Source organism: Paenibacillus sp. EKM212P (genome assembly GCF_011066115.1).
GTDB lineage: Bacteria > Bacillota > Bacilli > Paenibacillales > Paenibacillaceae > Paenibacillus > Paenibacillus polymyxa_B.
The window spans coordinates 17,980-40,950 of the sequence record NZ_JAAMNR010000016.1; the positions used below are offsets into that span (position 1 = coordinate 17,980).

25 protein-coding genes and 1 other annotated feature are annotated in these 22,971 nt (G+C 45.4%); all 25 genes read left to right on the plus strand.

The features are described from left to right. The gene (locus tag G9G54_RS24245) at positions 1-522 is read left to right on the plus strand and encodes an NYN domain-containing protein (protein WP_007432599.1); all 522 of its coding nucleotides are present in this window, start codon (positions 1-3) and stop codon (positions 520-522) included. Positions 523-684: 162 nt separating this feature from the next. After that, entirely contained in the window at positions 685-1,329 is a 645-nt protein-coding gene (sigH, locus tag G9G54_RS24250; protein ID WP_016324748.1) for an RNA polymerase sporulation sigma factor SigH, read from the plus strand. A 334-nt stretch (positions 1,330-1,663) separates the two neighbouring features. Further along, positions 1,664-1,813, plus strand: a complete 150-nt coding sequence (gene rpmG / locus G9G54_RS24255; protein WP_023990562.1) for a 50S ribosomal protein L33 — start codon at positions 1,664-1,666, stop codon at positions 1,811-1,813. A gap of 20 nt (positions 1,814-1,833) precedes the next feature. After that, positions 1,834-2,025, plus strand: coding sequence for a preprotein translocase subunit SecE (gene secE / locus G9G54_RS24260; RefSeq protein ID WP_013312170.1), 192 nt, complete (start codon positions 1,834-1,836; stop codon positions 2,023-2,025). Positions 2,026-2,047: 22 nt separating this feature from the next. Then, complete coding sequence (nusG, locus tag G9G54_RS24265; RefSeq protein ID WP_007432596.1) at positions 2,048-2,581, plus strand: transcription termination/antitermination protein NusG; 534 nt, start codon at positions 2,048-2,050, stop codon at positions 2,579-2,581. 73 nt (positions 2,582-2,654) lie between these two features. Next, positions 2,655-3,080: a 50S ribosomal protein L11 gene (rplK, locus tag G9G54_RS24270; RefSeq protein ID WP_007432595.1), complete on the plus strand. Its 426-nt coding sequence runs from the start codon at positions 2,655-2,657 to the stop codon at positions 3,078-3,080. A gap of 87 nt (positions 3,081-3,167) precedes the next feature. Beyond that, positions 3,168-3,860, plus strand: coding sequence for a 50S ribosomal protein L1 (gene rplA / locus G9G54_RS24275; RefSeq protein WP_013312169.1), 693 nt, complete (start codon positions 3,168-3,170; stop codon positions 3,858-3,860). Positions 3,861-3,928: 68 nt separating this feature from the next. Continuing rightward, positions 3,929-4,080, plus strand: a sequence feature (ribosomal protein L10 leader region). A 74-nt stretch (positions 4,081-4,154) separates the two neighbouring features. Beyond that, a complete protein-coding gene (gene rplJ / locus G9G54_RS24280; RefSeq protein WP_013312168.1) occupies positions 4,155-4,658 on the plus strand; it encodes a 50S ribosomal protein L10 in 504 nt (167 codons plus the stop codon). A gap of 68 nt (positions 4,659-4,726) precedes the next feature. Continuing rightward, entirely contained in the window at positions 4,727-5,092 is a 366-nt protein-coding gene (rplL, locus tag G9G54_RS24285; protein ID WP_010348819.1) for a 50S ribosomal protein L7/L12, read from the plus strand. 148 nt (positions 5,093-5,240) lie between these two features. Then, a complete protein-coding gene (locus G9G54_RS24290) occupies positions 5,241-5,843 on the plus strand; it encodes a class I SAM-dependent methyltransferase (RefSeq protein ID WP_061831395.1) in 603 nt (200 codons plus the stop codon). Between the two features lie 355 nt (positions 5,844-6,198). Continuing rightward, positions 6,199-9,744 (plus strand): DNA-directed RNA polymerase subunit beta, encoded by a 3,546-nt coding sequence (gene rpoB, locus G9G54_RS24295; RefSeq protein ID WP_061831396.1) that lies wholly within the window; start codon positions 6,199-6,201, stop codon positions 9,742-9,744. 140 nt (positions 9,745-9,884) lie between these two features. Next, the gene (gene rpoC, locus G9G54_RS24300) at positions 9,885-13,499 is read left to right on the plus strand and encodes a DNA-directed RNA polymerase subunit beta' (protein WP_165179899.1); all 3,615 of its coding nucleotides are present in this window, start codon (positions 9,885-9,887) and stop codon (positions 13,497-13,499) included. 217 nt (positions 13,500-13,716) lie between these two features. Next, the gene (locus tag G9G54_RS24305; RefSeq protein ID WP_007432588.1) at positions 13,717-13,968 is read left to right on the plus strand and encodes a ribosomal L7Ae/L30e/S12e/Gadd45 family protein; all 252 of its coding nucleotides are present in this window, start codon (positions 13,717-13,719) and stop codon (positions 13,966-13,968) included. Between the two features lie 144 nt (positions 13,969-14,112). Beyond that, entirely contained in the window at positions 14,113-14,535 is a 423-nt protein-coding gene (gene rpsL, locus G9G54_RS24310; protein WP_007432587.1) for a 30S ribosomal protein S12, read from the plus strand. A 50-nt stretch (positions 14,536-14,585) separates the two neighbouring features. Continuing rightward, complete coding sequence (rpsG, locus tag G9G54_RS24315) at positions 14,586-15,056, plus strand: 30S ribosomal protein S7 (protein WP_007432586.1); 471 nt, start codon at positions 14,586-14,588, stop codon at positions 15,054-15,056. Between the two features lie 47 nt (positions 15,057-15,103). Next, positions 15,104-17,182: an elongation factor G gene (gene fusA, locus G9G54_RS24320; protein ID WP_165179900.1), complete on the plus strand. Its 2,079-nt coding sequence runs from the start codon at positions 15,104-15,106 to the stop codon at positions 17,180-17,182. Positions 17,183-17,276: 94 nt separating this feature from the next. After that, complete coding sequence (tuf, locus tag G9G54_RS24325) at positions 17,277-18,467, plus strand: elongation factor Tu (protein WP_013312162.1); 1,191 nt, start codon at positions 17,277-17,279, stop codon at positions 18,465-18,467. A 339-nt stretch (positions 18,468-18,806) separates the two neighbouring features. Continuing rightward, complete coding sequence (gene rpsJ, locus G9G54_RS24330; RefSeq protein ID WP_005544556.1) at positions 18,807-19,115, plus strand: 30S ribosomal protein S10; 309 nt, start codon at positions 18,807-18,809, stop codon at positions 19,113-19,115. A gap of 32 nt (positions 19,116-19,147) precedes the next feature. Next, positions 19,148-19,771 carry a 50S ribosomal protein L3 gene (gene rplC, locus G9G54_RS24335; RefSeq protein WP_013312161.1) on the plus strand — a complete coding sequence of 208 codons (624 nt, stop codon included), beginning with the start codon at positions 19,148-19,150 and terminating at the stop codon, positions 19,769-19,771. 26 nt (positions 19,772-19,797) lie between these two features. After that, positions 19,798-20,421, plus strand: coding sequence for a 50S ribosomal protein L4 (gene rplD / locus G9G54_RS24340; protein ID WP_013312160.1), 624 nt, complete (start codon positions 19,798-19,800; stop codon positions 20,419-20,421). Then, positions 20,421-20,711 (plus strand): 50S ribosomal protein L23, encoded by a 291-nt coding sequence (rplW, locus tag G9G54_RS24345; protein ID WP_013312159.1) that lies wholly within the window; start codon positions 20,421-20,423, stop codon positions 20,709-20,711. The genes rplD and rplW overlap by 1 nt, the downstream gene beginning before the upstream one ends. Before the next feature lie 30 nt (positions 20,712-20,741). Further along, positions 20,742-21,572 carry a 50S ribosomal protein L2 gene (gene rplB, locus G9G54_RS24350; RefSeq protein WP_013312158.1) on the plus strand — a complete coding sequence of 277 codons (831 nt, stop codon included), beginning with the start codon at positions 20,742-20,744 and terminating at the stop codon, positions 21,570-21,572. 72 nt (positions 21,573-21,644) lie between these two features. Continuing rightward, positions 21,645-21,923: a 30S ribosomal protein S19 gene (gene rpsS, locus G9G54_RS24355; RefSeq protein ID WP_007432579.1), complete on the plus strand. Its 279-nt coding sequence runs from the start codon at positions 21,645-21,647 to the stop codon at positions 21,921-21,923. A gap of 36 nt (positions 21,924-21,959) precedes the next feature. Further along, positions 21,960-22,292, plus strand: coding sequence for a 50S ribosomal protein L22 (gene rplV / locus G9G54_RS24360; RefSeq protein WP_013312157.1), 333 nt, complete (start codon positions 21,960-21,962; stop codon positions 22,290-22,292). 13 nt (positions 22,293-22,305) lie between these two features. Beyond that, positions 22,306-22,971, plus strand: coding sequence for a 30S ribosomal protein S3 (gene rpsC, locus G9G54_RS24365; RefSeq protein ID WP_013312156.1), 666 nt, complete (start codon positions 22,306-22,308; stop codon positions 22,969-22,971).

Here is a 22,971-nt window from a genome sequence, read left to right on the forward strand (position 1 = left end):
ATGGCTGACACGCGGGATGTTCTGCTTGTGGACGGTTACAACATGATTGGAGCCTGGCCCGAACTTTCCGCACTGGTACAATCTGGTATGCAGGAAGCGAGGGACAGACTTCTTGAACGACTGGCGGATCATCAGGCGTATTCCGGCAGAAGAGTCATCGTCGTATTTGATGCTTACAGGGTGCCAGGATTAGGTAAAACTTTTGCTCAGAGCAAAGTCCAGATTTATTTTACCAGAGAAAAAGAAACTGCCGATGAGTGCATCGAGCGATTGGTTCGGGAGCTGAGCAGTAAAAGAAGAAGTATTTACGTAGCGACAAGCGATCAGGTAGAGCAACATGTCGCATTTGGACAAGGTGCACTCAGGGTGTCGGCGCGGGAATTACTGATCGAGATTGAGGAATCCGAAAGGGAAGTGCAGAAGCGAATCCAGCAGGATAGTGCCAAATTGTCCCGTAACTCGCTAGATGCCAAACTGAGTCCGGAGCTTCGAAAGTTGTTTGAACGATGGAGAAGAGAATAAACCAATAATTGGGGACTCCTCCATTTTGAAACCATTGACAATTTTGTTAGTGCTCTTCTTTTTTAGGTTGTTGTGGTTGACGGTATCAGGTTACATCGCGTATACTTGTCGTATATTTGAGAGAGTAACGGGTACCTTGCGTTGCAGCCGGAGGGATTGTTAGTGAGTGTGGACCTCAAGGATATCATGTTGTCAAAGTTTGATTACAAAAATGATGAAGACATTGTCGGAGCAGTCCATGAAGGTGATGGGGAAGCGCTGGAGTTTCTGATTAACAAATACCGGAACTTTGTGCGGGCCAAGGCCAGATCCTACTTCTTGATTGGTGCTGATCGCGAGGATATTATTCAGGAGGGCATGATTGGTCTCTACAAATCCATTCGTGATTTTAAGGGAGACAAGCTTGCTTCGTTCAAGGCTTTCGCCGAGTTGTGCATTACACGACAGATTATTACGGCAATTAAGACGGCTACACGACAAAAGCACATTCCTCTGAACTCTTACGTATCTCTGGACAAACCCATCTATGATGAAGAGTCAGACCGCACGTTGCTCGATGTGATTTGCGGAACACAAGTAAGTGACCCTGAAGAGCTGATAATCAATCAGGAAGAGTTTGTGGGCCTTGAGGACAAGATGTCCGAGATTCTGAGCGAGCTGGAACGCAAGGTACTTATGTTGTATCTGGACGGACGTTCGTATCAGGAGATTGCAGAGGATCTTGACCGCCATGTGAAATCCATTGATAACGCGCTGCAACGGGTCAAGCGTAAACTTGAAAAGTATCTGGAAGTAAGAGATAGTTGAAAGTAGAGGCTGACAGGGAAAAGGCTCGAGTCCGAGTCTTTTTTTATTCGTTATAGGTAGGCTATGCAGGTTTATAAGTGTTACAAATGATTTATACTAAAAAAGATGAATAATAGATATCGCCTTGATTTTTGAAGCAGCTTTTCAGAGAACAGTTTTAAAGGATGCACAGATGTTAAAATGCACCACAGCCGGGACTGCGAATTGTATGCAAACATTCGTTGACATGGAAAACCCCGTGTGATAAAGTGTTTTAGGTAGGCCTAAATTCGCGGTTTTTTTTAGGATCAATTATGAGACTTCCGGTGTTGGATGTCTTCGGGAGGTGCACATCATGCGGGTAATTATTACTTTGGCTTGTACAACATGCAAACAAAGAAATTACACAACGACGAAAAACAAGCGTAATCACCCCGACCGCATGGAGATGAAGAAATTCTGTAAGTCCTGTAACGAACAGACTTCTCATCGGGAAACCAGATAGTTTTTGGAGGTGTAGTCGGCGTGAAACGCAGTTTCAAGTCTCTGTTTTCCTTTTTCTCTGAAAGCTGGGCTGAACTCAAGAAGGTTCGCTGGCCCAATCGTAAAGAACTGACCAACTATACGTTGATTGTCATAGGGACAATTGCGTTCGTCACGATTTATTTTTGGGTTCTCGATATCGGCATTTCCGCTGTGATCGAAGCGATTATCTAGGAAGGGTTCCAGGTGGCTTGATATGGAAAAAAGATGGTACGTCGTTCATACCTATTCAGGGTATGAGAACAAAGTCAAAGCCAATTTGGAAAAACGCGTTGAGTCCATGGGCATGGAAGACAAGATATTCCGTGTTCTTGTTCCTATGGAAGAAGAACTGGTAACCAAGGACGGTAAGAAAAAAACCGTTATGCGTAAAGTCTACCCTGGTTATGTCTTAGTCGAAATGGTCCAAACCGACGACTCTTGGTATGTTGTACGCAATACACCAGGTGTTACGGGATTTGTAGGGTCGACAGGCTCGGGTTCCAAACCGACGCCATTGCTTCCAGAAGAAGTTGAACAGATTCTGAAGCATATGGGCATGGTAGAGCCGAAACCGAAGATTGAATTCGATGTTAAGGAATCCGTGCGAATTAAAGTTGGTCCTTTTGCGAATTTTGTGGGCTCCGTGGAAGAAATTTTGGTTGAGAAGAGCAAGCTTAAGGTTCACGTCAACATGTTTGGACGGGAAACCCCGCTTGAGTTGGATTATACTCAAGTGGAGAAAATATAGATTTTTCTTACAGGTTTCTTGTGGGAGGATCGATAGGTCCGTCTACCACTATTGAGTCAAGGAGGTGTCATCCATGGCAAAAAAGGTAATTAAAATGGTAAAACTGCAGATTCCTGCAGGGAAAGCTAATCCAGCGCCTCCAGTAGGTCCAGCTTTGGGTCAAGCAGGTGTCAACATCATGGCATTCTGTAAAGAGTTCAATGCTCGTACTGCTGATCAAGCAGGCCTGATTATTCCGGTTGAAATTTCGGTATTTGAGGATCGTTCTTTTACGTTCATCACCAAAACTCCACCGGCTGCTGTTCTGTTGAAAGTTGCTGCTAAAATCGAAAAAGGTTCCGGTGAACCGAATAAAACGAAAGTTGCAACTGTAAATCGCGCTGCTGTTCGTCAAATTGCAGAGCAAAAAATGCCTGACCTTAACGCAGCTTCCGTAGAATCGGCAATGCGTATGGTTGAAGGTACTGCTCGCAGCATGGGTATCACCATCGTAGATTAATTTTATTAATCTACGTGTGCCGGCAGTTTGACTGTCCGGCAAGTGTGGGAGGAATATCCGCTAATACCACATAAGGAGGAAAACATTATGGCTAAACATGGTAAGAAGTACCTGGAAGCTGCTAAGCTGATTGACAGCGAAGCAACTTACGAGCCTTTAGAAGCCGTTGAACTGGTGAAAAAGGCTGCGACTGCTAAATTCGACGAAACCGTTGAAGCAGCAGTTCGTCTGGGCGTAGATTCCCGTAAACAAGACCAGGCTGTTCGTGGTGTTGTTGTCCTGCCGCATGGTACGGGTAAAACACAACGCGTTCTGGTATTTGCAAAAGGTGACAAAGTGAAAGAAGCGGAAGCGGCTGGCGCTGATTTTGTTGGCGATCAAGATATGATCAACAAAATCCAACAAGGCTGGTTCGAATTCGACGTCTGCGTTGCGACACCTGATATGATGAGTGAGGTTGGTAAACTGGGTCGTTTGCTCGGTGGTAAAGGTTTGATGCCTAACCCTAAAGCAGGCACAGTTACTTTCGACGTTGCCAAGGCTGTTCAAGAAATTAAAGCCGGTAAAATCGAATACCGTCTCGACAAAGCCGGTCAAATTCACGCGCCAATCGGCAAAGCTTCCTTCAGTGCTGAACAGCTGAACGAGAATCTTAAAGCCTTGGTTGAAGCCTTGAATCGTGCGAAGCCAGCGGCTGCTAAAGGTGTATACCTGAAAAACATCGCTATTTCTTCGACTATGGGACCAAGTGCACGTGTGAACGCATCTGTTTACAGATAATATTTTGATTGACATGTTCAATCAAATTTGTTATTCTATAAAAGTTGTGAGTCCTTGTGACTGACCATTAAAGTTGAATATGCTTACCGTAGACAGTAGGTGCCTTTGGGCTTAATTTCCTACCGAGGTGTTATGATAGAACGTTTCATGTGACGGGCTTGTCCCGTCCATGTAGATTTATCAAGCCTTCGTACTCTACGGAGGCTTTTTTCATGCTTATGAAAGCAAGCTTTGTAAGATCACCAGATTGGGTGCTTCGAACAAAGCGGATAAATTGATCAGGAGGTGTACAGTTTGGCAAATGCAAAGGTGATTCAAGCAAAACAAGAAGCTGTTGAAGTTGTAGCTGCAAAATTGCGCGAGAGCGTAACGACTGTGGTTGCAGACTATCGCGGTCTGAATGTTGCCCAAGTAACTGAGCTGCGTAAGCAGCTTCGCGAAGCCGGAATCGAATTTCAAGTGCTGAAAAACACACTGCTCCGCCGTGCAACTGCGGCAGCAGAATTGACTGAACTGGACGCAGTATTGACAGGTCCTACTGCAATCGCGTTCGGCAAAGATGATGCAGTGTCTGCAGCTAAAATCTTGAACGATTTCGCTAAGAAGAACAATGCACTGGAACTGAAAGGTGCAGTTGTAGAAGGTCGCGTTATCGGTGTTGAGGAAATCAAAGCACTGGCAGAACTGCCATCCCGCGAAGGTCTCCTTTCCATGCTCCTCAGCGTGCTTCAAGCTCCTGTGCGCAACTTCGCGCTTGCAGTTAAAGCTGTTGCAGAAAAAGAAGAGCAAAGCGCATAAGTTAGGGATTAAACCTGCTGTATAGCAGTTGAGAACAAAAAAATACGAATTTAAATGGAGGTTCAACCATGAGTAAAGAGCAAATCTTGGAAGCAATTAAAGGTATGTCCGTATTGGAACTGAACGATCTCGTGAAAGCAATCGAAGAAGAATTCGGCGTAACTGCAGCAGCTCCAGTAGCTGTAGCAGGTGGCGCAGCAGGTGGCGCAGCTGAAGCTGAGCAATCCGAGTTCGACGTAATCTTGACAAGCGCTGGCGCTTCCAAAATCAACGTTATCAAAGCAGTTCGCGAAATCACAGGTCTTGGCCTGAAAGAAGCAAAAGAACTGGTTGACAACGCTCCAAAACCACTGAAAGAAAAAATCGCTAAAGAAGAAGCTGAATCCATTAAAGCAAAATTGGAAGAAGCAGGCGCTTCTGTAGAAGTAAAATAATTGACTGCTTTCTAGCAGACAATGGACTAAAACAAACCCCTTGAGGTGATCTTCAAGGGGTTTGTTGCTGTAAAACGGTAGTACCAGCATGTCTGAAAGGTTATTGTAAAGGCTATGATGGTAGTACAACCGAAAGAGGTGGGCATGAATGGCTGATCATTATTACTCCAAGCGGCCAGAGACGGCGCATGAACGACGGAGCCTGGAAACAGTGCTGCGGGGGCGGTCATACCGTTTTGCCAGCGATTCAGGCGTTTTTTCGAAGCAGGGAATTGATTACGGGAGTCGTGTGCTAATTGAAGCGATGCAGCTTCCTGCACAAGCCTCGGTATTGGATGTAGGATGCGGTTACGGCCCGATTGGTCTGGCGGCAGCCGCGCTTGTCCCAGAGGGACACGTTACAATGGTTGATATTAATGAGCGAGCCGTTCAACTTGCGATAGAGAATGCGGAACGTAATGGGGTTAAGAATGTCACCATTAAGCAAAGCGATTTGTTTGCGGAAGTGAAGGATGAACGCTTTGACGTGATCTTGACGAATCCTCCTATACGTGCAGGAAAAGAAACAGTGCATACCATTTTTGAGCTTGCTTATGAGCATTTAAACGAAGGTGGAGCTTTGTGGGTAGTTATTCAGAAAAAGCAGGGGGCCCCTTCGGCGAGTGCTAAGATAGAGAGCCTTTTCGGTCATGTAGAGGAAGTTACAAAGGATAAAGGTTATCGAATTTTGAAGGCTGAAAAAAGTTTTTAAGAAAATGCAATAGGACCATTGACATGAATCCTGGTCTGTGATATTATTATAAAATGTCAGTATTAGGATGCCCTCCATGGCTTTAGTTTGTTGAAATGTCAATAGATTTATGCGTAGTAGGTATAGTATTTATCTCTATTACGTATAATACAACCATTTTGGGCAAATCTACAAGTGATGAAGATCTTCCGGTAAGAGGATTCTGCAGATACGGTGCTCTTTTTTCGAATGCATTCGAGTAAGGGCTTTTCTGTATTTGTAAGATTGAATCTTCTGTATGTGTCTTATTATAAGGTCACAAACAGAGGTTCGCAATGTATTTTTAAAGTGAGTAGACATGAGGGGTGAGTTTAAGTTGGCAGGACATCTTGTTCAATATGGTCGACGCACTCGGCGCAGTTATGCACGTATTAATGAGGTACTCGAGGTTCCGAACCTGATTGAGATCCAACAAAAATCCTATGATTGGTTTTTGGAGGAAGGATTACGGGAAATGTTTCGGGATATTTCTCCAATTCAGGATTTCACTGGAAATTTGATTCTGGAGTTTATCGACTATTCTCTCGGAGAACCCAAATATACCGTTGACGACGCAAAGGAACGCGACGTTACGTATGCAGCACCGCTTCGGGTAAAAGTCCGGCTTATTAATAAAGAAACCGGGGAAGTGAAAGAGCAGGAAGTATTCATGGGAGACTTCCCGCTGATGACTGAAACGGGTACGTTTATTATTAACGGTGCGGAACGGGTTATTGTCAGCCAGTTGGTTCGCTCTCCCAGCGTCTATTTCAGCACAAAAGTCGACAAGAATGCGAAAACAACATACACCGCAACGGTAATTCCTAACCGGGGGGCTTGGCTCGAACTGGAGATGGATGCGAAGGATATTATCTATGTCCGGATTGACCGTACCCGTAAAATTCCGGTTACGGTGTTGCTGCGTGCGCTGGGCTTTGGCACTGATGCTGAGATTCTGGATTTGCTCGGCAATGACGAATATATCCGCAACACACTTGATAAAGACAACACGGATTCCACCGAGAAAGCGCTGATTGAAATTTATGAGCGTCTTCGTCCGGGTGAGCCGCCTACACTGGATAACGCAAAGAGCTTGCTAGTTGCGCGCTTCTTTGATCCTAAACGTTATGATCTGGCCAACGTAGGCCGTTACAAAATCAATAAAAAGCTTCACATCAAAAACCGTTTGTTCAATCAACGACTTGCTGAGACTTTGATTGATACAACAACTGGTGAAATCATCGCTGAAGCTGGTCAAATGGTGGATCGCCGCCTGTTGGACGAGATTTTGGCCCAGCTCGAGGAATCAGTAGGACATCGTACGTATCATGTTGCTAGTGGTGTGTTAGAAAGTAATGATATTCCACTTCAGACGATCGATGTATTCTCACCAATTGAGGACGGTAAAGTAGTCAAACTGATTGCTAACGGAAATATTGATAAATCGGTTAAGAATATTACGCCTGCCGATATTATTTCCTCCATCAGTTATTTTATTAACTTGCTTCACGGAATCGGAAGTACGGACGATATTGACCATTTGGGTAACCGTCGTTTGCGTTCTGTAGGTGAGTTGCTCCAAAACCAGTTCCGTATCGGTTTGTCCCGTATGGAACGCGTAGTGCGCGAAAGAATGTCGATTCAGGATGCTAATGTAATTACGCCACAGGCATTGATTAACATACGTCCAGTAATTGCTTCGATTAAAGAGTTCTTTGGTAGCTCGCAGCTGTCTCAGTTTATGGATCAGACGAATCCGCTTGCTGAATTAACGCACAAACGTCGTCTGTCCGCACTCGGACCCGGCGGTTTGACGCGCGAACGCGCGGGCATGGAAGTGCGTGACGTCCATCCGAGTCACTACGGCCGTATGTGTCCTATCGAGACACCAGAGGGACCAAACATTGGTTTGATCAACTCTTTGTCCACTTTTGCACGCATTAACGAGTATGGATTTATCGAAGCTCCTTATCGTTGGGTAGATCCAAAAACCGGAAAAGTTACAGACCAGATTGATTACCTGACTGCTGATGAAGAAGATAACTACATTGTAGCTCAGGCGAATGCGGAATTGACGGAGGAAAACACCTTTAAGGATGAGGTTGTCATTGTCCGTTATAACAAACAGTCTGATAACATTATTCCGATGGCTAGTAGCCGTGTCGATTACATGGACGTATCGCCTAAACAGGTCGTATCGGTCGCGACTGCACTGATTCCGTTCTTGGAGAATGATGACTCTAACCGCGCATTGATGGGTTCCAACATGCAGCGTCAGGCTGTCCCGCTTCTGATTCCGAAGTCTCCATTGGTCGGAACAGGAATGGAGCACAAGTCTGCAAAAGATTCCGGTGTTTGCGTTGTATCTAAATACAACGGAGTTATCGAACGTTCTTCGGCTAACGAAATTTGGTTGCGTCGTATCGAAACTGTAGATGGCGCTGAAGTGAAGGGCGACATTGTTAAGTATAAATTACACAAATTTATGCGATCTAACCAAGGAACTTGCATCAACCAACGTCCGATTGTGAACAGAGGAGATATTGTCAAAGTTGGCGATATTCTTGCGGATGGTCCATCTACAGAGATGGGTGAGTTGGCGTTGGGACGTAACGTTGTCGTTGCCTTCATGACTTGGGAAGGTTACAACTACGAGGATGCGATCTTGCTGAGTGAGAAACTGGTTAAGGAAGATGTATACACCTCAATCCATATTGAGGAATACGAATCCGAGGCTCGTGACACGAAGCTTGGACCTGAAGAAATCACTCGCGACATTCCAAATGTCGGTGAAGAAGCGCTTCGCAACTTGGATGAGCGTGGAATCATACGTATTGGTGCTGAAATTGGCGCAGGTGACATTCTCGTTGGTAAAGTAACACCTAAAGGTGTGACTGAATTGACAGCTGAAGAACGTCTCTTACACGCAATCTTTGGTGAGAAGGCACGCGAGGTTCGCGATACTTCTTTGAGAGTTCCTCACGGAACAGACGGGATTGTTGTAGATGTAAAGGTATTTACACGTGAAAATGGCGATGAACTGCCACCAGGTGTAAATCAGTTGGTTCGTGTATATATTGCTCAAAAACGTAAAATCTCCGAAGGCGATAAAATGGCTGGACGTCACGGTAACAAGGGTGTCGTTGCTCGTATTTTGCCTGAAGAAGATATGCCGTTCCTGCCGGATGGCACACCAGTACAGGTCGTTCTGAACCCGCTGGGCGTACCTTCACGGATGAACATCGGACAGGTGCTTGAAGTCCATCTGGGTATGGCTGCAATGCGTCTTGGTATTCATGTGGCAACTCCAGTATTCGATGGTGCCAAGGAGTATGACGTATTCGATACAATGGAAGAGGCAGGCATGCAGCGTAATGGTAAGACTGTGTTGTATGACGGACGTACAGGTGACCGTTTTGAACGTGAAGTTACTGTCGGTGTCATGCACATGATCAAACTGGCGCACATGGTCGATGATAAAATCCATGCTCGTTCTACAGGTCCTTACTCTCTCGTTACGCAACAACCATTGGGTGGTAAAGCTCAATTCGGTGGACAGCGCTTCGGGGAGATGGAAGTATGGGCATTGGAAGCCTACGGCGCAGCGTACACGCTTCAGGAAATTTTGACTGTGAAATCTGATGATGTGGTTGGACGTGTTAAAACTTACGAATCCATTGTCAAAGGTGAAAATGTACCTGAACCGGGTGTTCCAGAATCATTTAAGGTCTTGATCAAAGAGCTGCAAAGCTTGGGTATGGACGTGAAGATTCTGTCTGAAGACGAACAAGAGATCGAAATGAGAGAGCTTGATGATGAGGATGACACAACTGGCGATAAGCTGAGTTTGAATCTGGAAGGCTCTGAGGTTGGCGTAGAGTAGTTTGACTGCTGACTGACTCATATCAGCTTTGTTATATACCTTGATCCATTCTAGAATGGATCGGGTTTCTTGATACCGCCCGGTGCTGCTGGGCGGTATCAAACCTAAAAACTCAGGATTTGGTTAAGGAGGGTTGCTCCTTGTTGGACGTTAACAATTTCGAATATATGAAAATCGGGCTTGCTTCCCCCGAAAAGATTCGTTCTTGGTCCCGCGGAGAAGTCAAAAAACCGGAGACGATTAACTATCGTACGCTTAAACCGGAAAAAGAAGGACTATTTTGCGAGAAAATTTTCGGACCTACGAAAGACTGGGAATGTCATTGCGGTAAGTACAAACGTGTACGTTATAAAGGTGTTGTCTGTGACCGTTGTGGAGTAGAAGTTACTCGTGCTAAGGTTCGCCGTGAGCGTATGGGCCATATTGAGTTGGCTGCTCCTGTATCGCACATTTGGTACTTTAAAGGCATTCCAAGTCGTATGGGTCTTGCTCTTGATATGTCTCCAAGATCTCTGGAAGAGATCATTTACTTCGCATCTTATGTTGTAACCGATCCAGGAGATACGCCTTTGGAGAAAAAGCAACTCCTGTCCGAGAAAGAATACCGTAGCTACCGTGAGAAATACGGCTATGGCTTCCAGGCAGGTATGGGTGCTGAAGCGGTTAAAAAGCTTCTTCAAGATTTGGATATAGACAAAGAGTTAGAATTCTTGAAAGAAGAGCTGCGTACAGCTCAAGGACAACGTCGTAACCGTGCGATCAAACGCCTTGAAGTTATTGAGGCATTCCGTAACTCCGGCAACCAGCCGGATTGGATGATCATGGACGTACTTCCTGTTATTCCTCCTGAGCTTCGTCCAATGGTACAGTTAGATGGTGGTCGTTTCGCTACCTCTGACCTTAACGACTTGTATCGTCGTGTTATTAATCGTAATAACCGTCTGAAACGTCTGTTAGATCTAGGTGCGCCAGATATTATCGTACAAAATGAAAAACGGATGTTACAGGAAGCTGTTGACGCCTTGATTGATAATGGTCGTCGTGGTCGTCCTGTTACAGGTCCAGGTAACCGTCCTTTGAAATCCCTCAGCCACATGCTGAAAGGTAAACAAGGACGTTTCCGTCAGAACTTGCTCGGAAAACGTGTTGACTACTCTGGTCGTTCGGTTATCGTTGTAGGTCCGTACCTGAAAATGTATCAATGCGGTTTGCCAAAAGAAATGGCACTGGAACTGTTCAAACCTTTTGTTATGAAAGAACTGGTGAACAAAGGTTTGGCGCACAATATCAAGAGCGCGAAACGTAAAGTAGAGCGTGTAAGTGCAGAAGTGTGGGATGTGCTGGAAGAAGTAATTAAGGAGCATCCAGTTCTTCTGAACCGTGCCCCTACGCTGCATAGACTCGGTATCCAGGCGTTTGAACCGATTTTGGTTGAAGGTCGTGCGATTCGTCTGCATCCGCTCGTATGTACTGCATATAATGCCGACTTTGACGGTGACCAAATGGCTGTTCACGTTCCGTTGTCTGCTGAAGCTCAAGCTGAAGCTCGTTTGCTTATGCTGGCGTCCGGCAACATCTTGAATCCGAAAGACGGCAAGCCAGTTGTTACACCTTCCCAGGATATGGTTCTTGGTTCTTTCTATCTGACTATGGATAACAAAGAAGAAGAAGGAAGTAATATGATCCTTCGCAACATGAATGAAGCTATATCGGCTTACCAACGTGGTACAGCTGGTCTTCATGCTCGTGTAGCTATTCCGGTTAAAGCTTTGAATAAAACGAGCTTTACGGAAAAACAACAGGAAGCGATGTTGATCACAACGGTTGGTAAAATTATCTTTAATGAAATTTTCCCGGCAAGCTTCCCGTACATCAATGATGCTACCCGTGCGAACCTGCTTTATGGTACTGCGGAGGAGTTCTTTGTTTACGAGAAGGGTGTAAATCTTACAGAAGCCATTCAAAACGCTCCGCAAGCTAACGGGGTAGGCAAGGATTACCTTGGTAATATCATTGCCCGTTGTTTTGAGACTTACCATACAACTGAAACAGCTGTAATTCTGGATAAAATTAAGCAGCTTGGCTTTACGTATTCCACTCGTGCAGGGGTAACCGTTGCTGTATCGGACGTAATCGTGCCGGTGGAAAAACAAGAGATTCTTAAGGGATCCGAAGATAAAGCGCAAATTGTGACGAATCAGTATCGTCGTGGTCTGATTACGAATGAAGAACGCTATGACCGGATTATCGACATTTGGTCTAAAGCGAAAGATGATATTACCGAAGTATTGATGAAGTCCATGGATCGCTACAACTCCATCATGATGATGGTGGACTCCAAAGCTCGGGGTAACAAATCACAGATTACTCAGCTCGGCGGTATGCGTGGTCTGATGGCTAATCCATCTGGACGCATTATCGAACTCCCAATCAAATCAAATTTCCGTGAAGGTCTGACAGTACTCGAGTACTTTATCTCCACTCACGGAGCGCGTAAAGGTTTGGCGGATACAGCCCTTCGTACGGCTGACTCCGGTTACCTGACTCGTCGTCTCGTAGATGTGGCGCAGGATGTTATCGTGCGCGAAGAAGACTGCGGAACGGATAAAGGCTTCACAGTAAGTCGTATCCAGGACGGTAAAGAAGTGATTGAGGATCTCTATGACCGTCTGGAAGGTCGCTATTGCTTTGAAACGGTACGCCATCCTGAGACTGGCGAGACTTTGGCTAGACGTAACGAACTGATTGACTCCGACAAAGCTGAAGCGATTGTTAAAGCCGGTGTACACAAAGTTCAGATTCGTTCTGTACTAAGTTGCCGTGCTAAACATGGCGTCTGCAAGAAATGTTACGGTCGCAATCTGGCTACTGGTAAACACGTTGAGATTGGTGAAGCAGTTGGTATTATCGCTGCACAATCCATTGGTGAGCCAGGAACACAGCTCACTATGCGTACGTTCCACACAGGCGGCGTAGCGGGTGATGATATTACACAAGGTTTGCCTCGTATCCAGGAGCTTTTTGAAGCACGTAATCCTAAAGGTCAGGCAACTATTAGTGAAATTGACGGTACAGTTAAAGAAGTTCGTGAAGGTAAAGACCGCCGTGAGATCGACATTCAGGGTGAAGCCGAAACGAAAACATATTCAGTAACGTATGGTTCCCGCCTGCGCGTAAGCGAAGGTATGACTGTTGAAGCTGGGGACGAACTGACGGATGGTTCGATTGATCCTAAAGAAATGCTGCGTATTAAAGGTATTCGCGGGGTGCAGAACTATATCCTTCAGGAAGTTCAACGCGTATACCGGAACCAAGGCGTAGAAATCAACGACAAGCACGTAGAAGTTATGATTCGTCAAATGTTGCGTAAAATCCGTATCATTGATGCGGGCGACACGATCTTACTTCCAGGCTCCTTTGTTGATGTCCATGAGTATGAAAATGCAAACAAGATAGCGATTCTCAGCGGCCAGGAACCAGCGGTAGCCAAGCCGGTACTGCTCGGTATTACCAAGGCCTCTCTGGAAACTGACTCCTTCTTGTCAGCAGCATCCTTCCAGGAAACTACTCGTGTCCTGACTGATGCAGCTATTAAAGGCAAGGTCGATCAGTTGCTTGGACTGAAAGAGAACGTAATTATTGGTAAATTGATTCCTGCGGGAACAGGTATGAACCGTTACCGTAGCGTGAAATTTGCCCAACCGGAAGAGGGACAGTCTCCATCTGAGGAGCTCGAACCAATTTCGGCCGAGTAATATAAAAATAGTATGATTGCCGGAACACCGTAGACATAAGCTTTGCATAAAAGTTACAGCAGACGGTGCTCCGGTGTTTTTTCAAAAATGAATCGTACTATTCTGTTTAAATGAATTATAGTTTATAATTGTCTTGACATTACTTATAGTCAATGCTAATATAGCAAAGGTGCGTGAGCAGCCTATATGCTATTGGGTCTTTTCGGAGGAATGAGATATGTCTAAAGAACAGGGACTGCAAGATGCTCATGTCAAAATCGGTACCAAACAAACCATTCGTATGGTAGAATTGGGCTTTGCCTCAGAAGTATATGTGGCAGAAGACGCAGATCAGCGTCTCACTTCCAACATCATTGCTTTGTGCAACAAGCAAGGAGTCAAAGTGACTCTCGTAGACACAATGAAAAATCTCGGAGCTGCATGTGGGATTGAAGTGGGAGCCGCAATGGCTGCTATCGTAAAACAATAGGGTAAGGAACGTTTTTGTCTAAGGAATTGTTATTCTTGGCGGCAAAGACTTTTCATTTGTTCTTTTATGAACCGCCTGGGTCTGTGGGCTTAGATAAGGTTTGTAAAGTAACAGCAAAAATTGAGGAAGGGGGTGGCAACCAACATGCCAACTATTAACCAACTGGTTCGTAAAGGACGTCAAGCCAAAATCGAGAAATCGAAATCACCGGCTTTGCAAAAAGGTTTTAATGCCTTGAAACGTGAAGCTACCGACATCAGTGCCCCGCAAAAACGCGGAGTGTGCACTCGTGTAGGTACTATGACTCCGAAAAAACCAAACTCCGCACTTCGTAAATATGCTCGTGTTCGCTTGACGAACCGTGTAGAGGTGACTGCTTACATTCCAGGTATTGGACATAACCTTCAAGAACACAGCGTAGTGCTGATTCGCGGCGGTCGTGTAAAAGACCTTCCGGGTGTGCGTTACCATATCGTTCGCGGTGCTTTGGATACTGCAGGCGTAAACAACCGCATGCAAGCTCGTTCCAAATACGGCGCAAAACGCCCTAAAGCTAAAAAATCCTAATGAATATAAACCGCGTATGTCGGTTTAACATGTAAGAAAGGGGGATATCCATGCCACGCAAAGGTCCAGTTACCAAAAGAGACGTGTTGCCAGATCCGGTATACAACAGCAAGTTGGTTACCCGCTTGATCAACCGCATCATGCTCGACGGAAAACGAGGCGTTGCTCAAAGCATTCTGTACAATGCGTTCAAGCTTATCCAAGAACGTACGGGGAACGACCCGATGGAAGTTTTTGAAGCAGCTATCAAGAATATCATGCCAGTCCTGGAAGTTAAAGCACGCCGTGTCGGCGGTGCCAACTACCAAGTACCAATCGAGGTAAAACCAGAAAGACGTACGTCCCTGGGATTACGTTGGCTCGTAAACTACTCCCGTAACCGCGGTGAGAAAACCATGGAAGAGCGTTTGGCGGCTGAAATTATCGATGCTTCCAACAACACAGGCGCTTCCGTGAAAAAACGTGAAGACACGCACAAAATGGCTGAAGCGAACAAAGCGTTTGCTCACTATCGTTGGTAGGATTCAGCTCAAAAAAATAACTTCAATTTTGAAGGGAGACCCATTTCATGGCAAGAGAGTTCTCCTTGAAAAATACACGTAATATCGGGATCATGGCTCATATTGACGCGGGTAAAACCACAACAACAGAGCGGATCTTGTTCTACACAGGCCGTACGCACAAAATCGGTGAAGTTCACGAAGGCGCTGCGACAATGGACTGGATGGAACAAGAACAAGAGCGCGGAATCACGATTACTTCCGCTGCGACGACCGCTGCCTGGAAAGGTCACCGCGTCAATATCATCGACACCCCGGGGCACGTTGACTTCACTGTTGAAGTTGAACGTTCCCTTCGTGTATTGGACGGAGCAGTTGGTGTTTTCAGTGCGAAAGAAGGCGTTGAGCCTCAGTCTGAAACTGTATGGAGACAGGCTGATCGCTACGGCGTTCCACGGATCGCATATGTAAACAAAATGGATATCATTGGTGCTGACTTCCTGAATGTTGTCTCCGACATGCGTGATCGCCTTCAAGCGAACGCAGTTGCGATTCAATTGCCAATCGGCGCAGAAAATGATTTTATTGGTATTATCGATATCGTTGAACAAAAAGCTCATATGTACAAAGATGATCTTGGTCAAGATATCGAAGAAGTAGAAATTCCTGCGGAATTCAAAGATCAGGTTGAAGAACTCCGTAATGAATTGATCGAGAAGGTTGCTGAACTGGACGAAGAATTGACAATGAAATACCTGGAAGGCGAAGAAATTTCAGTTGCCGAAATTAAAGCCGCTCTCCGTAAAGGTGTTGTAGAAGTTAAAATCTTCCCAGTTATCTGTGGATCTTCTTATCGCAATAAAGGTGTTCAGCTGATGTTGGATGCTGTTCTCGACTATTTGCCGGCTCCTATTGATGTGCCAAGTATTCAAGGGCATTTGGAAGACGGTACGGAAGTTGAACGTCACTCTTCCGATGAAGAGCCATTCTCCGCATTGGCCTTCAAAATCATGACGGATCCTTACGTTGGTAAGTTGACATTCTTCCGCGTTTACTCCGGTGTTCTTCAATCCGGTTCTTACGTATTGAATGCAACAAAAGGTAAACGCGAACGTATCGGACGTATTCTTCAAATGCATGCGAACAGTCGTCAAGAAATCACTGTAGTTTACTCTGGTGATATTGCGGCTGCCGTAGGTTTGAAAGATACAGGTACAGGTGATACACTGTGTGATGAGAAGAGCCCTGTTATTCTCGAGTCCATGAATTTCCCTGATCCGGTTATCGAAATCGCGGTTGAGCCTAAAACCAAAGCTGACCAAGATAAAATGTCTGTAGCTCTCGGTAAGTTGACTGAAGAGGATCCAACTCTTCGTGCTCATACTAACGAAGAAACAGGTCAAACCATCTTGGCAGGTATGGGTGAGCTTCACTTGGACATCATCATTGACCGTATGCGTCGTGAGTTCAAGGTAGAAACAAATGTGGGTAAACCACAGGTTGCTTACCGTGAAACGTTCCGTGCTCCAGCACGTGTCGAAGGTAAATTCGTTCGTCAGTCCGGTGGTCGTGGTCAATATGGTCACGTATGGGTTGAGTTCGAACCACTCGAACCAGGTACTGGTAGTCAATTCGAAAGTAAGGTAGTCGGCGGCTCTGTTCCTAGAGAGTACATTGCACCTGCTCTTGCTGGTATTGAGGAACAAATGAAGAACGGCGTTATCGCAGGCTTCCCGCTTGTGGACGTTAAAGCTACAATCGTGGACGGATCCTACCATGATGTCGATTCCAATGAAATGGCATTTAAAATTGCCGGATCAATGGCGTTGAAAGCAGCGAAAGACAAATGTAAACCAGTATTGCTTGAGCCGATTATGAAAGTTGAAGTAACGGTTCCTGAGGAATACATGGGTGATGTAATGGGTATGTTGAACTCCCGTCGTGGTCGGATTGAAGGTATGGATTCCCGTAGTGGAGCTCAAATCATTCGTGCGAAGGTGCCTTTGTCCGAAATGTTCGGATACTCGACTACACTTCGCTCCGGTACACAAGGACGCGGCGTGTTCTCCATGGAGCTTTCTCATTATGAAGAAGTTCCGAAGAGCATTGCTGAAGAGATCGTTGCCAAAACCAAAGGCGGCGAGTAATACAATGTATCAGCTGACCGGTATGCTTGAGGTTTTACCAAAAGGGCATCCGGCAGCCTAAAATAAAACAAGTTATTGAGGAGGAATTGTTCAAATGGCAAAGGCTAAGTTTGAACGTAACAAACCGCACGTTAATATCGGTACTATTGGTCACGTCGATCATGGTAAAACTACTTTGACTGCTGCAATCACAACTGTATTGTCCAAAACTTACGGTGGTGCTGCTGTAGCATTCGATCAAATCGATAAAGCTCCAGAAGAGCGCGAACGCGGTATCACAATCTCCACTGCACACGTGGAATATGAAACACCTAACCGTCACTATGCACACGTTGACTGCCCAGGTCACGCCGACTATGTTAAAAACATGATCACTGGCGCTGCACAAATGGACGGAGCGATTCTGGTTGTATCCGCAGCTGACGGCCCAATGCCGCAAACTCGCGAGCACATCCTGTTGTCCCGCCAAGTTGGTGTTCCTTACATCGTTGTATTCCTGAACAAATGCGACATGGTTGAAGACGAAGAGTTGCTGGAATTGGTTGAAATGGAAGTTCGTGACTTGCTGAGCGAATACGACTTCCCAGGCGACGACACTCCAATCATTCGCGGTTCCGCTCGTGAAGCTCTGCAAAACCCAGAGGGCGACTATGCTAAGAAAATTGTTGAAATGTTCGAAATAATCGACACTTACATCCCAACTCCAGAACGCGATACTGACAAGCCTTTCCTTATGCCTGTCGAGGACGTATTCTCCATCACTGGTCGTGGTACAGTTGCTACAGGCCGTGTAGAGCGTGGTACAGTTAAAGTGGGCGACGAAATCGAAATCATCGGTATTCAAGAAGAATCCCGTAAATCCGTAGTAACAGGCGTAGAAATGTTCCGTAAATTGCTTGATTCCGCTCAAGCTGGTGACAACATTGGCGCACTGCTTCGCGGTGTAGATCGTGCACAAATCGAGCGTGGCCAAGTATTGGCTAAGCCAGGTTCTGTTAACCCACATACAGAATTTTCTGCTCAAATCTACGTTTTGACTAAAGAAGAAGGCGGACGTCACAAACCTTTCTTCACTGGTTACCGTCCACAGTTCTACTTCCGTACAACTGACGTAACTGGTATCATTACTTTGCCAGAAGGTTCCGAAATGGTAATGCCTGGTGATAACATCACAGTTACTGTTCAACTGATCAACCCGATCGCTATCGAAGAAGGAACTAAGTTCTCTATTCGTGAAGGTGGACGTACAGTTGGCGCTGGTGCTGTAGCAACAATCTCCAAATAAGAAGGCTTTAGCCTTTAAATAGAGTAACAGTGTACTGGAACGAGTAACGTTGTATTGGAACGAAGCTAAACGAGCCCCTGCCCTGGTGCGGGGGCTTTTCTCTTGGGAAAAATCGCGAGCTGCGAGCACAACTGCATCTCTTGAAAATAAGATGCATTGTTTTTTCGTTTTTGCTTGCAATAGGCAGAACTATTCGATATAATAACTAATGTTGTTTGTGACTGTGCGATGATGTGAGAGGTTACTGACACACCCGGCCCCTTTGCCATGGGAGGGCTGTCGGAAAATTTTCACGGAGTATGTCCGATACCAAATTGGGCGATAGAAGGAGGGACTAAAATGGCAAAGCAAAAAATTCGTATTCGTTTGAAAGCTTACGATCATAGAATTCTTGATCAATCCGCTGAGAAAATTGTTGAAACAGCTAAACGTTCGGGCGCAGGTGTATCCGGGCCAATTCCGCTGCCAACTGAAAAACAAATCATTACTATTCTCCGTGCGGTACACAAGTACAAGGATTCCCGGGAGCAGTTCGAAATGCGCACACACAAGCGTTTGATCGACATTGTTAACCCGACTCCACAAACTGTGGATGCCTTGATGCGCTTGGACCTGCCGTCCGGTGTAGATATCGAAATTAAATTGTAATATGTAATTAGGAAAAGAAATGAGGTGTCAACATGAAAGGTATCTTAGGAAAAAAACTCGGAATGACTCAAGTGTTTACCCCTGAAGGTAACGTACTTGCTGTTACGGTTATCGAAGCAGGTCCTTGTGTTGTTCTGCAAAAGAAAGATCTGGAAAACGATGGATACGAAGCTATCCAACTCGGTTTCTCTGATAAGAAAGAAAAAAGATCCAACAAACCTGAAGCAGGACATGCGAAAAAAGCAAATACTGCACCTAAGCGCTACGTTCGTGAACTTCGTGGCATCGACCTTGCTGCGTACGAGGTTGGCCAAGAACTGAAGGCTGATGTCTTCACAGAAGGCGAGTTCGTTGACGTAACAGGTATTTCTAAAGGTAAAGGTTTTGCCGGCGTTATCAAACGTTGGGGACAAAGCCGCGGACCAATGGCACACGGATCGCGTTACCACAGAGGTCCAGGTTCTATGGGTTCCATTCAAGCTAACCGCGTTCCTAAAGGTAAACACCTTCCAGGACACATGGGGCATGAAACGGTAACGATCCAACGTCTTGAAGTTGTTAAGATCGATACAGAACGTAATGTATTGCTCGTGAAAGGTTCCATTCCAGGACCTAAAAATAGCTTCGTTAAAGTATTAGAAACGGTGAAAAAATAAACGACTGAAGAAAGGAGGAACACGAAATGCCAAAAGTAGCACTATTTAATATTAGCGGCAGCCAAGTTGGTGAAATTGAATTGAACGACGCAGTGTTCGGTATCGAGCCGAATAAGCACGTTCTTCATGACGCTGTTGTTATGCAATTGGCTTCCCTGCGTCAAGGTACTCACAAAGTAAAAGGACGTTCTGAAGTACGTGGTGGCGGACGTAAACCTTGGAAACAAAAAGGTACTGGCCGCGCTCGTCAAGGTTCGATCCGTGCACCGCAATGGGTTGGTGGCGGTACTGTATTCGGTCCGACTCCACGCAGCTATGCTTACAAATTGCCTAAAAAAGTTCGTCGTCTGGCGATCAAATCGGCGTTGTCATCCAAAGTGATTGAGAATGAAATTATCGTATTGGACGCTCTTACACTGAACGGACCTAAAACGAAAGAATTCGCAGCCATTTTGAATAACCTTAAAGCTGATCGTAAAGCATTGATTGTAGCTCCTAGCTATGATGATAATGTAGCACTGTCCGCTCGTAATATTCCTGGTGTGAAGTTTGTAGCCGCAGACGGCATTAATGTTCTTGATGTGCTCGGACACGACAAACTGATCATTACGAAGGAAGCAGTTCAGAAGGTAGAGGAGGTGCTCGCGTAATGAAGGATCCTCGTGATATTATCAAACGTCCGGTTATCACCGAACGTACGGCTGGTATGATGAATGACTTGAAATACGTTTTCGAGGTTGACATTCGTTCTAACAAAGTCGAAGTTAAAAAAGCAATCGAAGCCATTTTTAACGTGAAAGTAAGTAACGTAAATACGCTTCGTGTTCCTGCAAAACCAAAACGCTACGGACGTCATTCCGGCTATACGAGCGAGTGGAAAAAAGCGTTCGTAACGCTGAGCAAAGACAGTAAGCCGCTTGAGTTTTTTGAAACGGTATAATTGAAACTGTAAAGTAAGGAGGGAAACTCAGTGCCAATTAAAAAGTATAAACCAACGTCCCCGGCCAGACGTGCTATGTCTGTATCTACTTTCGAGGAGATTACAACTAATCAGCCCGAGAAATCGTTGCTGGCACCTCTGAGCAAGCAAGCTGGACGCAATAACCAAGGTAAAATTACAGTTCGTCATCAAGGCGGCGGACACAAACGTAAATACCGCATTATTGACTTCAAACGTAACAAAGATGGAATACCGGGCCGCGTTGCTACGATCGAATATGATCCAAACCGTACGTCCAACATCGCACTTATCCACTATGTGGATGGTGAAAAACGTTACATCATTGCTCCTAAAGGTCTGAAAGTAGGAGACGAAGTGGTATCCGGTGCAGGTTCCGATATCAAAATCGGTAACTCCTTGCCGTTGGAAAACATTCCAGTAGGTACGGTTATCCACAACATCGAATTGAAACCGGGTAAAGGTGGTCAACTCGTTCGCGCCGCTGGTACGGAAGCCCAACTTCTTGGTAAAGAAGAAAAGTATGTTACAATTCGTTTGACTTCTGGTGAAGTTCGCCGCATTCTGAAAGTTTGCCGCGCTACAATCGGTTCTGTAGGCAACGAAGACCACGAACTGGTGAAAATCGGTAAAGCTGGTCGTAGTCGCTGGTTGGGACAACGTCCTGAAGTTCGCGGTGTTGTAATGAACCCTAACGATCACCCACACGGTGGTGGTGAAGGTCGCGCTCCAATCGGACGTAAATCTCCAATGTCTCCATGGGGTAAACCAACCCTTGGTTACAAGACGCGTAAAAAAGGTAAAGCATCTGATAAGTACATCGTTCGTCGTCGTACTAAGTAATAAAACGTGCGCTTAAGTCGCACGTTAACATATTAAGAAACGACTACGTTTTAACGAAGGGAGGATTCATAAATGGGTCGCAGTCTCAAAAAAGGACCATTCATTGATGGTTACTTGTTGAAAAAAGTAGAGGTTTTGAATGAGTCGGACAAGAAAGTGGTAATCAAAACTTGGTCCCGTCGCTCTACGATTTTCCCGCAATTTATCGGACATACGTTTGGTGTATATGATGGTCGTAAACACGTGCCAGTATACGTAACGGAAGATATGGTCGGACACAAATTGGGCGAATTTGCTCCAACACGTACGTACAAAGGCCATACGGATGACGATAAGAAAACAAGAAGATAATCAACACAGCGTAGTGTTTGAGAGGAGGTAAACTCAATGGAAGCAAAAGCACATGCTAAGTCCGTACGGATTTCTGCTCGCAAGGTAAAACTTGTTATCGATTTGATTCGCGGTAAGCAGGTTGGTGAGGCGATCGCAATTCTTCGTCACACTCCAAAGTCCGCTTCTCCAGTCGTTGAGAAATTGTTGAATTCTGCGATTGCAAATGCAGATCACAACTACTCTTTGGACGTAAACAAATTGGTAGTATCTCAGGTTTTTGTAAACCAAGGTCCTACAATGAAACGATTCCGCCCGCGTGCAATGGGTCGTGCAAGTCGCATCAACAAACGCACCAGTCATATTACTCTGGTGGTATCTGAAAAATAAGGAGGGAAAACGTGTGGGCCAAAAGGTAAATCCCGTCGGACTCCGAATCGGTATTATCCGTGATTGGGAATCCAAATGGTATGCAGGCAAAGATTTCGGTGATCTTTTGCTGGAAGACGTTAGAATTCGTGAACATCTGAAAAAAAGATTGAAAGACTCCGCTGTATCCCGTGTTGAAATCGAGAGAGCAGCTAACCGTGTCAACGTAACGATTCACACTGCGAAACCAGGTATGGTTATTGGTAAGGGTGGTTCCGAAGTTGAAAATCTGCGTAATGAAATTACTAAAATCGCAGGCGGTAAAAAGGTACACATCAATATTTCTGAAATTAAAAATCCTGAACTGGATGCAATTCTTGTTGCTGAAAGCATTGCACAACAATTGGAACGTCGTGTTTCTTTCCGTCGTGCTTTGAAACAAGCAATTCAAAGAACTATGCGTTCCGGAGCAAAAGGAATTAAAACTCAAGTAGGCGGACGTCTTGGCGGTGCCGAAATCGCTCGTTCCGAAGGGTACAGCGAAGGAACTGTTCCACTGCATACGCTTCGTGCCGACATTGACTATGGTACAGCGGAAGCTCATACTACTTACGGTCGTCTTGGCGTAAAAGTATGGATCTATCGTGGAGAGGTTCTTCCTCCAGCTAAGAAACAAGCTCCTCAGGAAGGAGGCAACTAA

Bases quoted from the DNA above. Each gene is read 5' to 3' on its own strand.
- G9G54_RS24245 (WP_007432599.1), top strand. From the start codon at position 1: ATGGCTGACACGCGGGATGTTCTGCTTGTGGACGGTTACAACATGATT.
- rpmG (WP_023990562.1), top strand. From the start codon at position 1,664: ATGCGGGTAATTATTACTTTGGCTTGTACAACATGCAAACAAAGAAAT.
- nusG (WP_007432596.1), top strand. From the start codon at position 2,048: ATGGAAAAAAGATGGTACGTCGTTCATACCTATTCAGGGTATGAGAAC.
- rplK (WP_007432595.1), top strand. From the start codon at position 2,655: ATGGCAAAAAAGGTAATTAAAATGGTAAAACTGCAGATTCCTGCAGGG.
- rplA (WP_013312169.1), top strand. From the start codon at position 3,168: ATGGCTAAACATGGTAAGAAGTACCTGGAAGCTGCTAAGCTGATTGAC.
- rplL (WP_010348819.1), top strand. From the start codon at position 4,727: ATGAGTAAAGAGCAAATCTTGGAAGCAATTAAAGGTATGTCCGTATTG.
- G9G54_RS24290 (WP_061831395.1), top strand. From the start codon at position 5,241: ATGGCTGATCATTATTACTCCAAGCGGCCAGAGACGGCGCATGAACGA.
- G9G54_RS24305 (WP_007432588.1), top strand. From the start codon at position 13,717: ATGTCTAAAGAACAGGGACTGCAAGATGCTCATGTCAAAATCGGTACC.
- rpsL (WP_007432587.1), top strand. From the start codon at position 14,113: ATGCCAACTATTAACCAACTGGTTCGTAAAGGACGTCAAGCCAAAATC.
- rpsG (WP_007432586.1), top strand. From the start codon at position 14,586: ATGCCACGCAAAGGTCCAGTTACCAAAAGAGACGTGTTGCCAGATCCG.
- fusA (WP_165179900.1), top strand. From the start codon at position 15,104: ATGGCAAGAGAGTTCTCCTTGAAAAATACACGTAATATCGGGATCATG.
- tuf (WP_013312162.1), top strand. From the start codon at position 17,277: ATGGCAAAGGCTAAGTTTGAACGTAACAAACCGCACGTTAATATCGGT.
- rpsJ (WP_005544556.1), top strand. From the start codon at position 18,807: ATGGCAAAGCAAAAAATTCGTATTCGTTTGAAAGCTTACGATCATAGA.
- rplC (WP_013312161.1), top strand. From the start codon at position 19,148: ATGAAAGGTATCTTAGGAAAAAAACTCGGAATGACTCAAGTGTTTACC.
- rplD (WP_013312160.1), top strand. From the start codon at position 19,798: ATGCCAAAAGTAGCACTATTTAATATTAGCGGCAGCCAAGTTGGTGAA.
- rplW (WP_013312159.1), top strand. From the start codon at position 20,421: ATGAAGGATCCTCGTGATATTATCAAACGTCCGGTTATCACCGAACGT.
- rpsS (WP_007432579.1), top strand. From the start codon at position 21,645: ATGGGTCGCAGTCTCAAAAAAGGACCATTCATTGATGGTTACTTGTTG.
- rplV (WP_013312157.1), top strand. From the start codon at position 21,960: ATGGAAGCAAAAGCACATGCTAAGTCCGTACGGATTTCTGCTCGCAAG.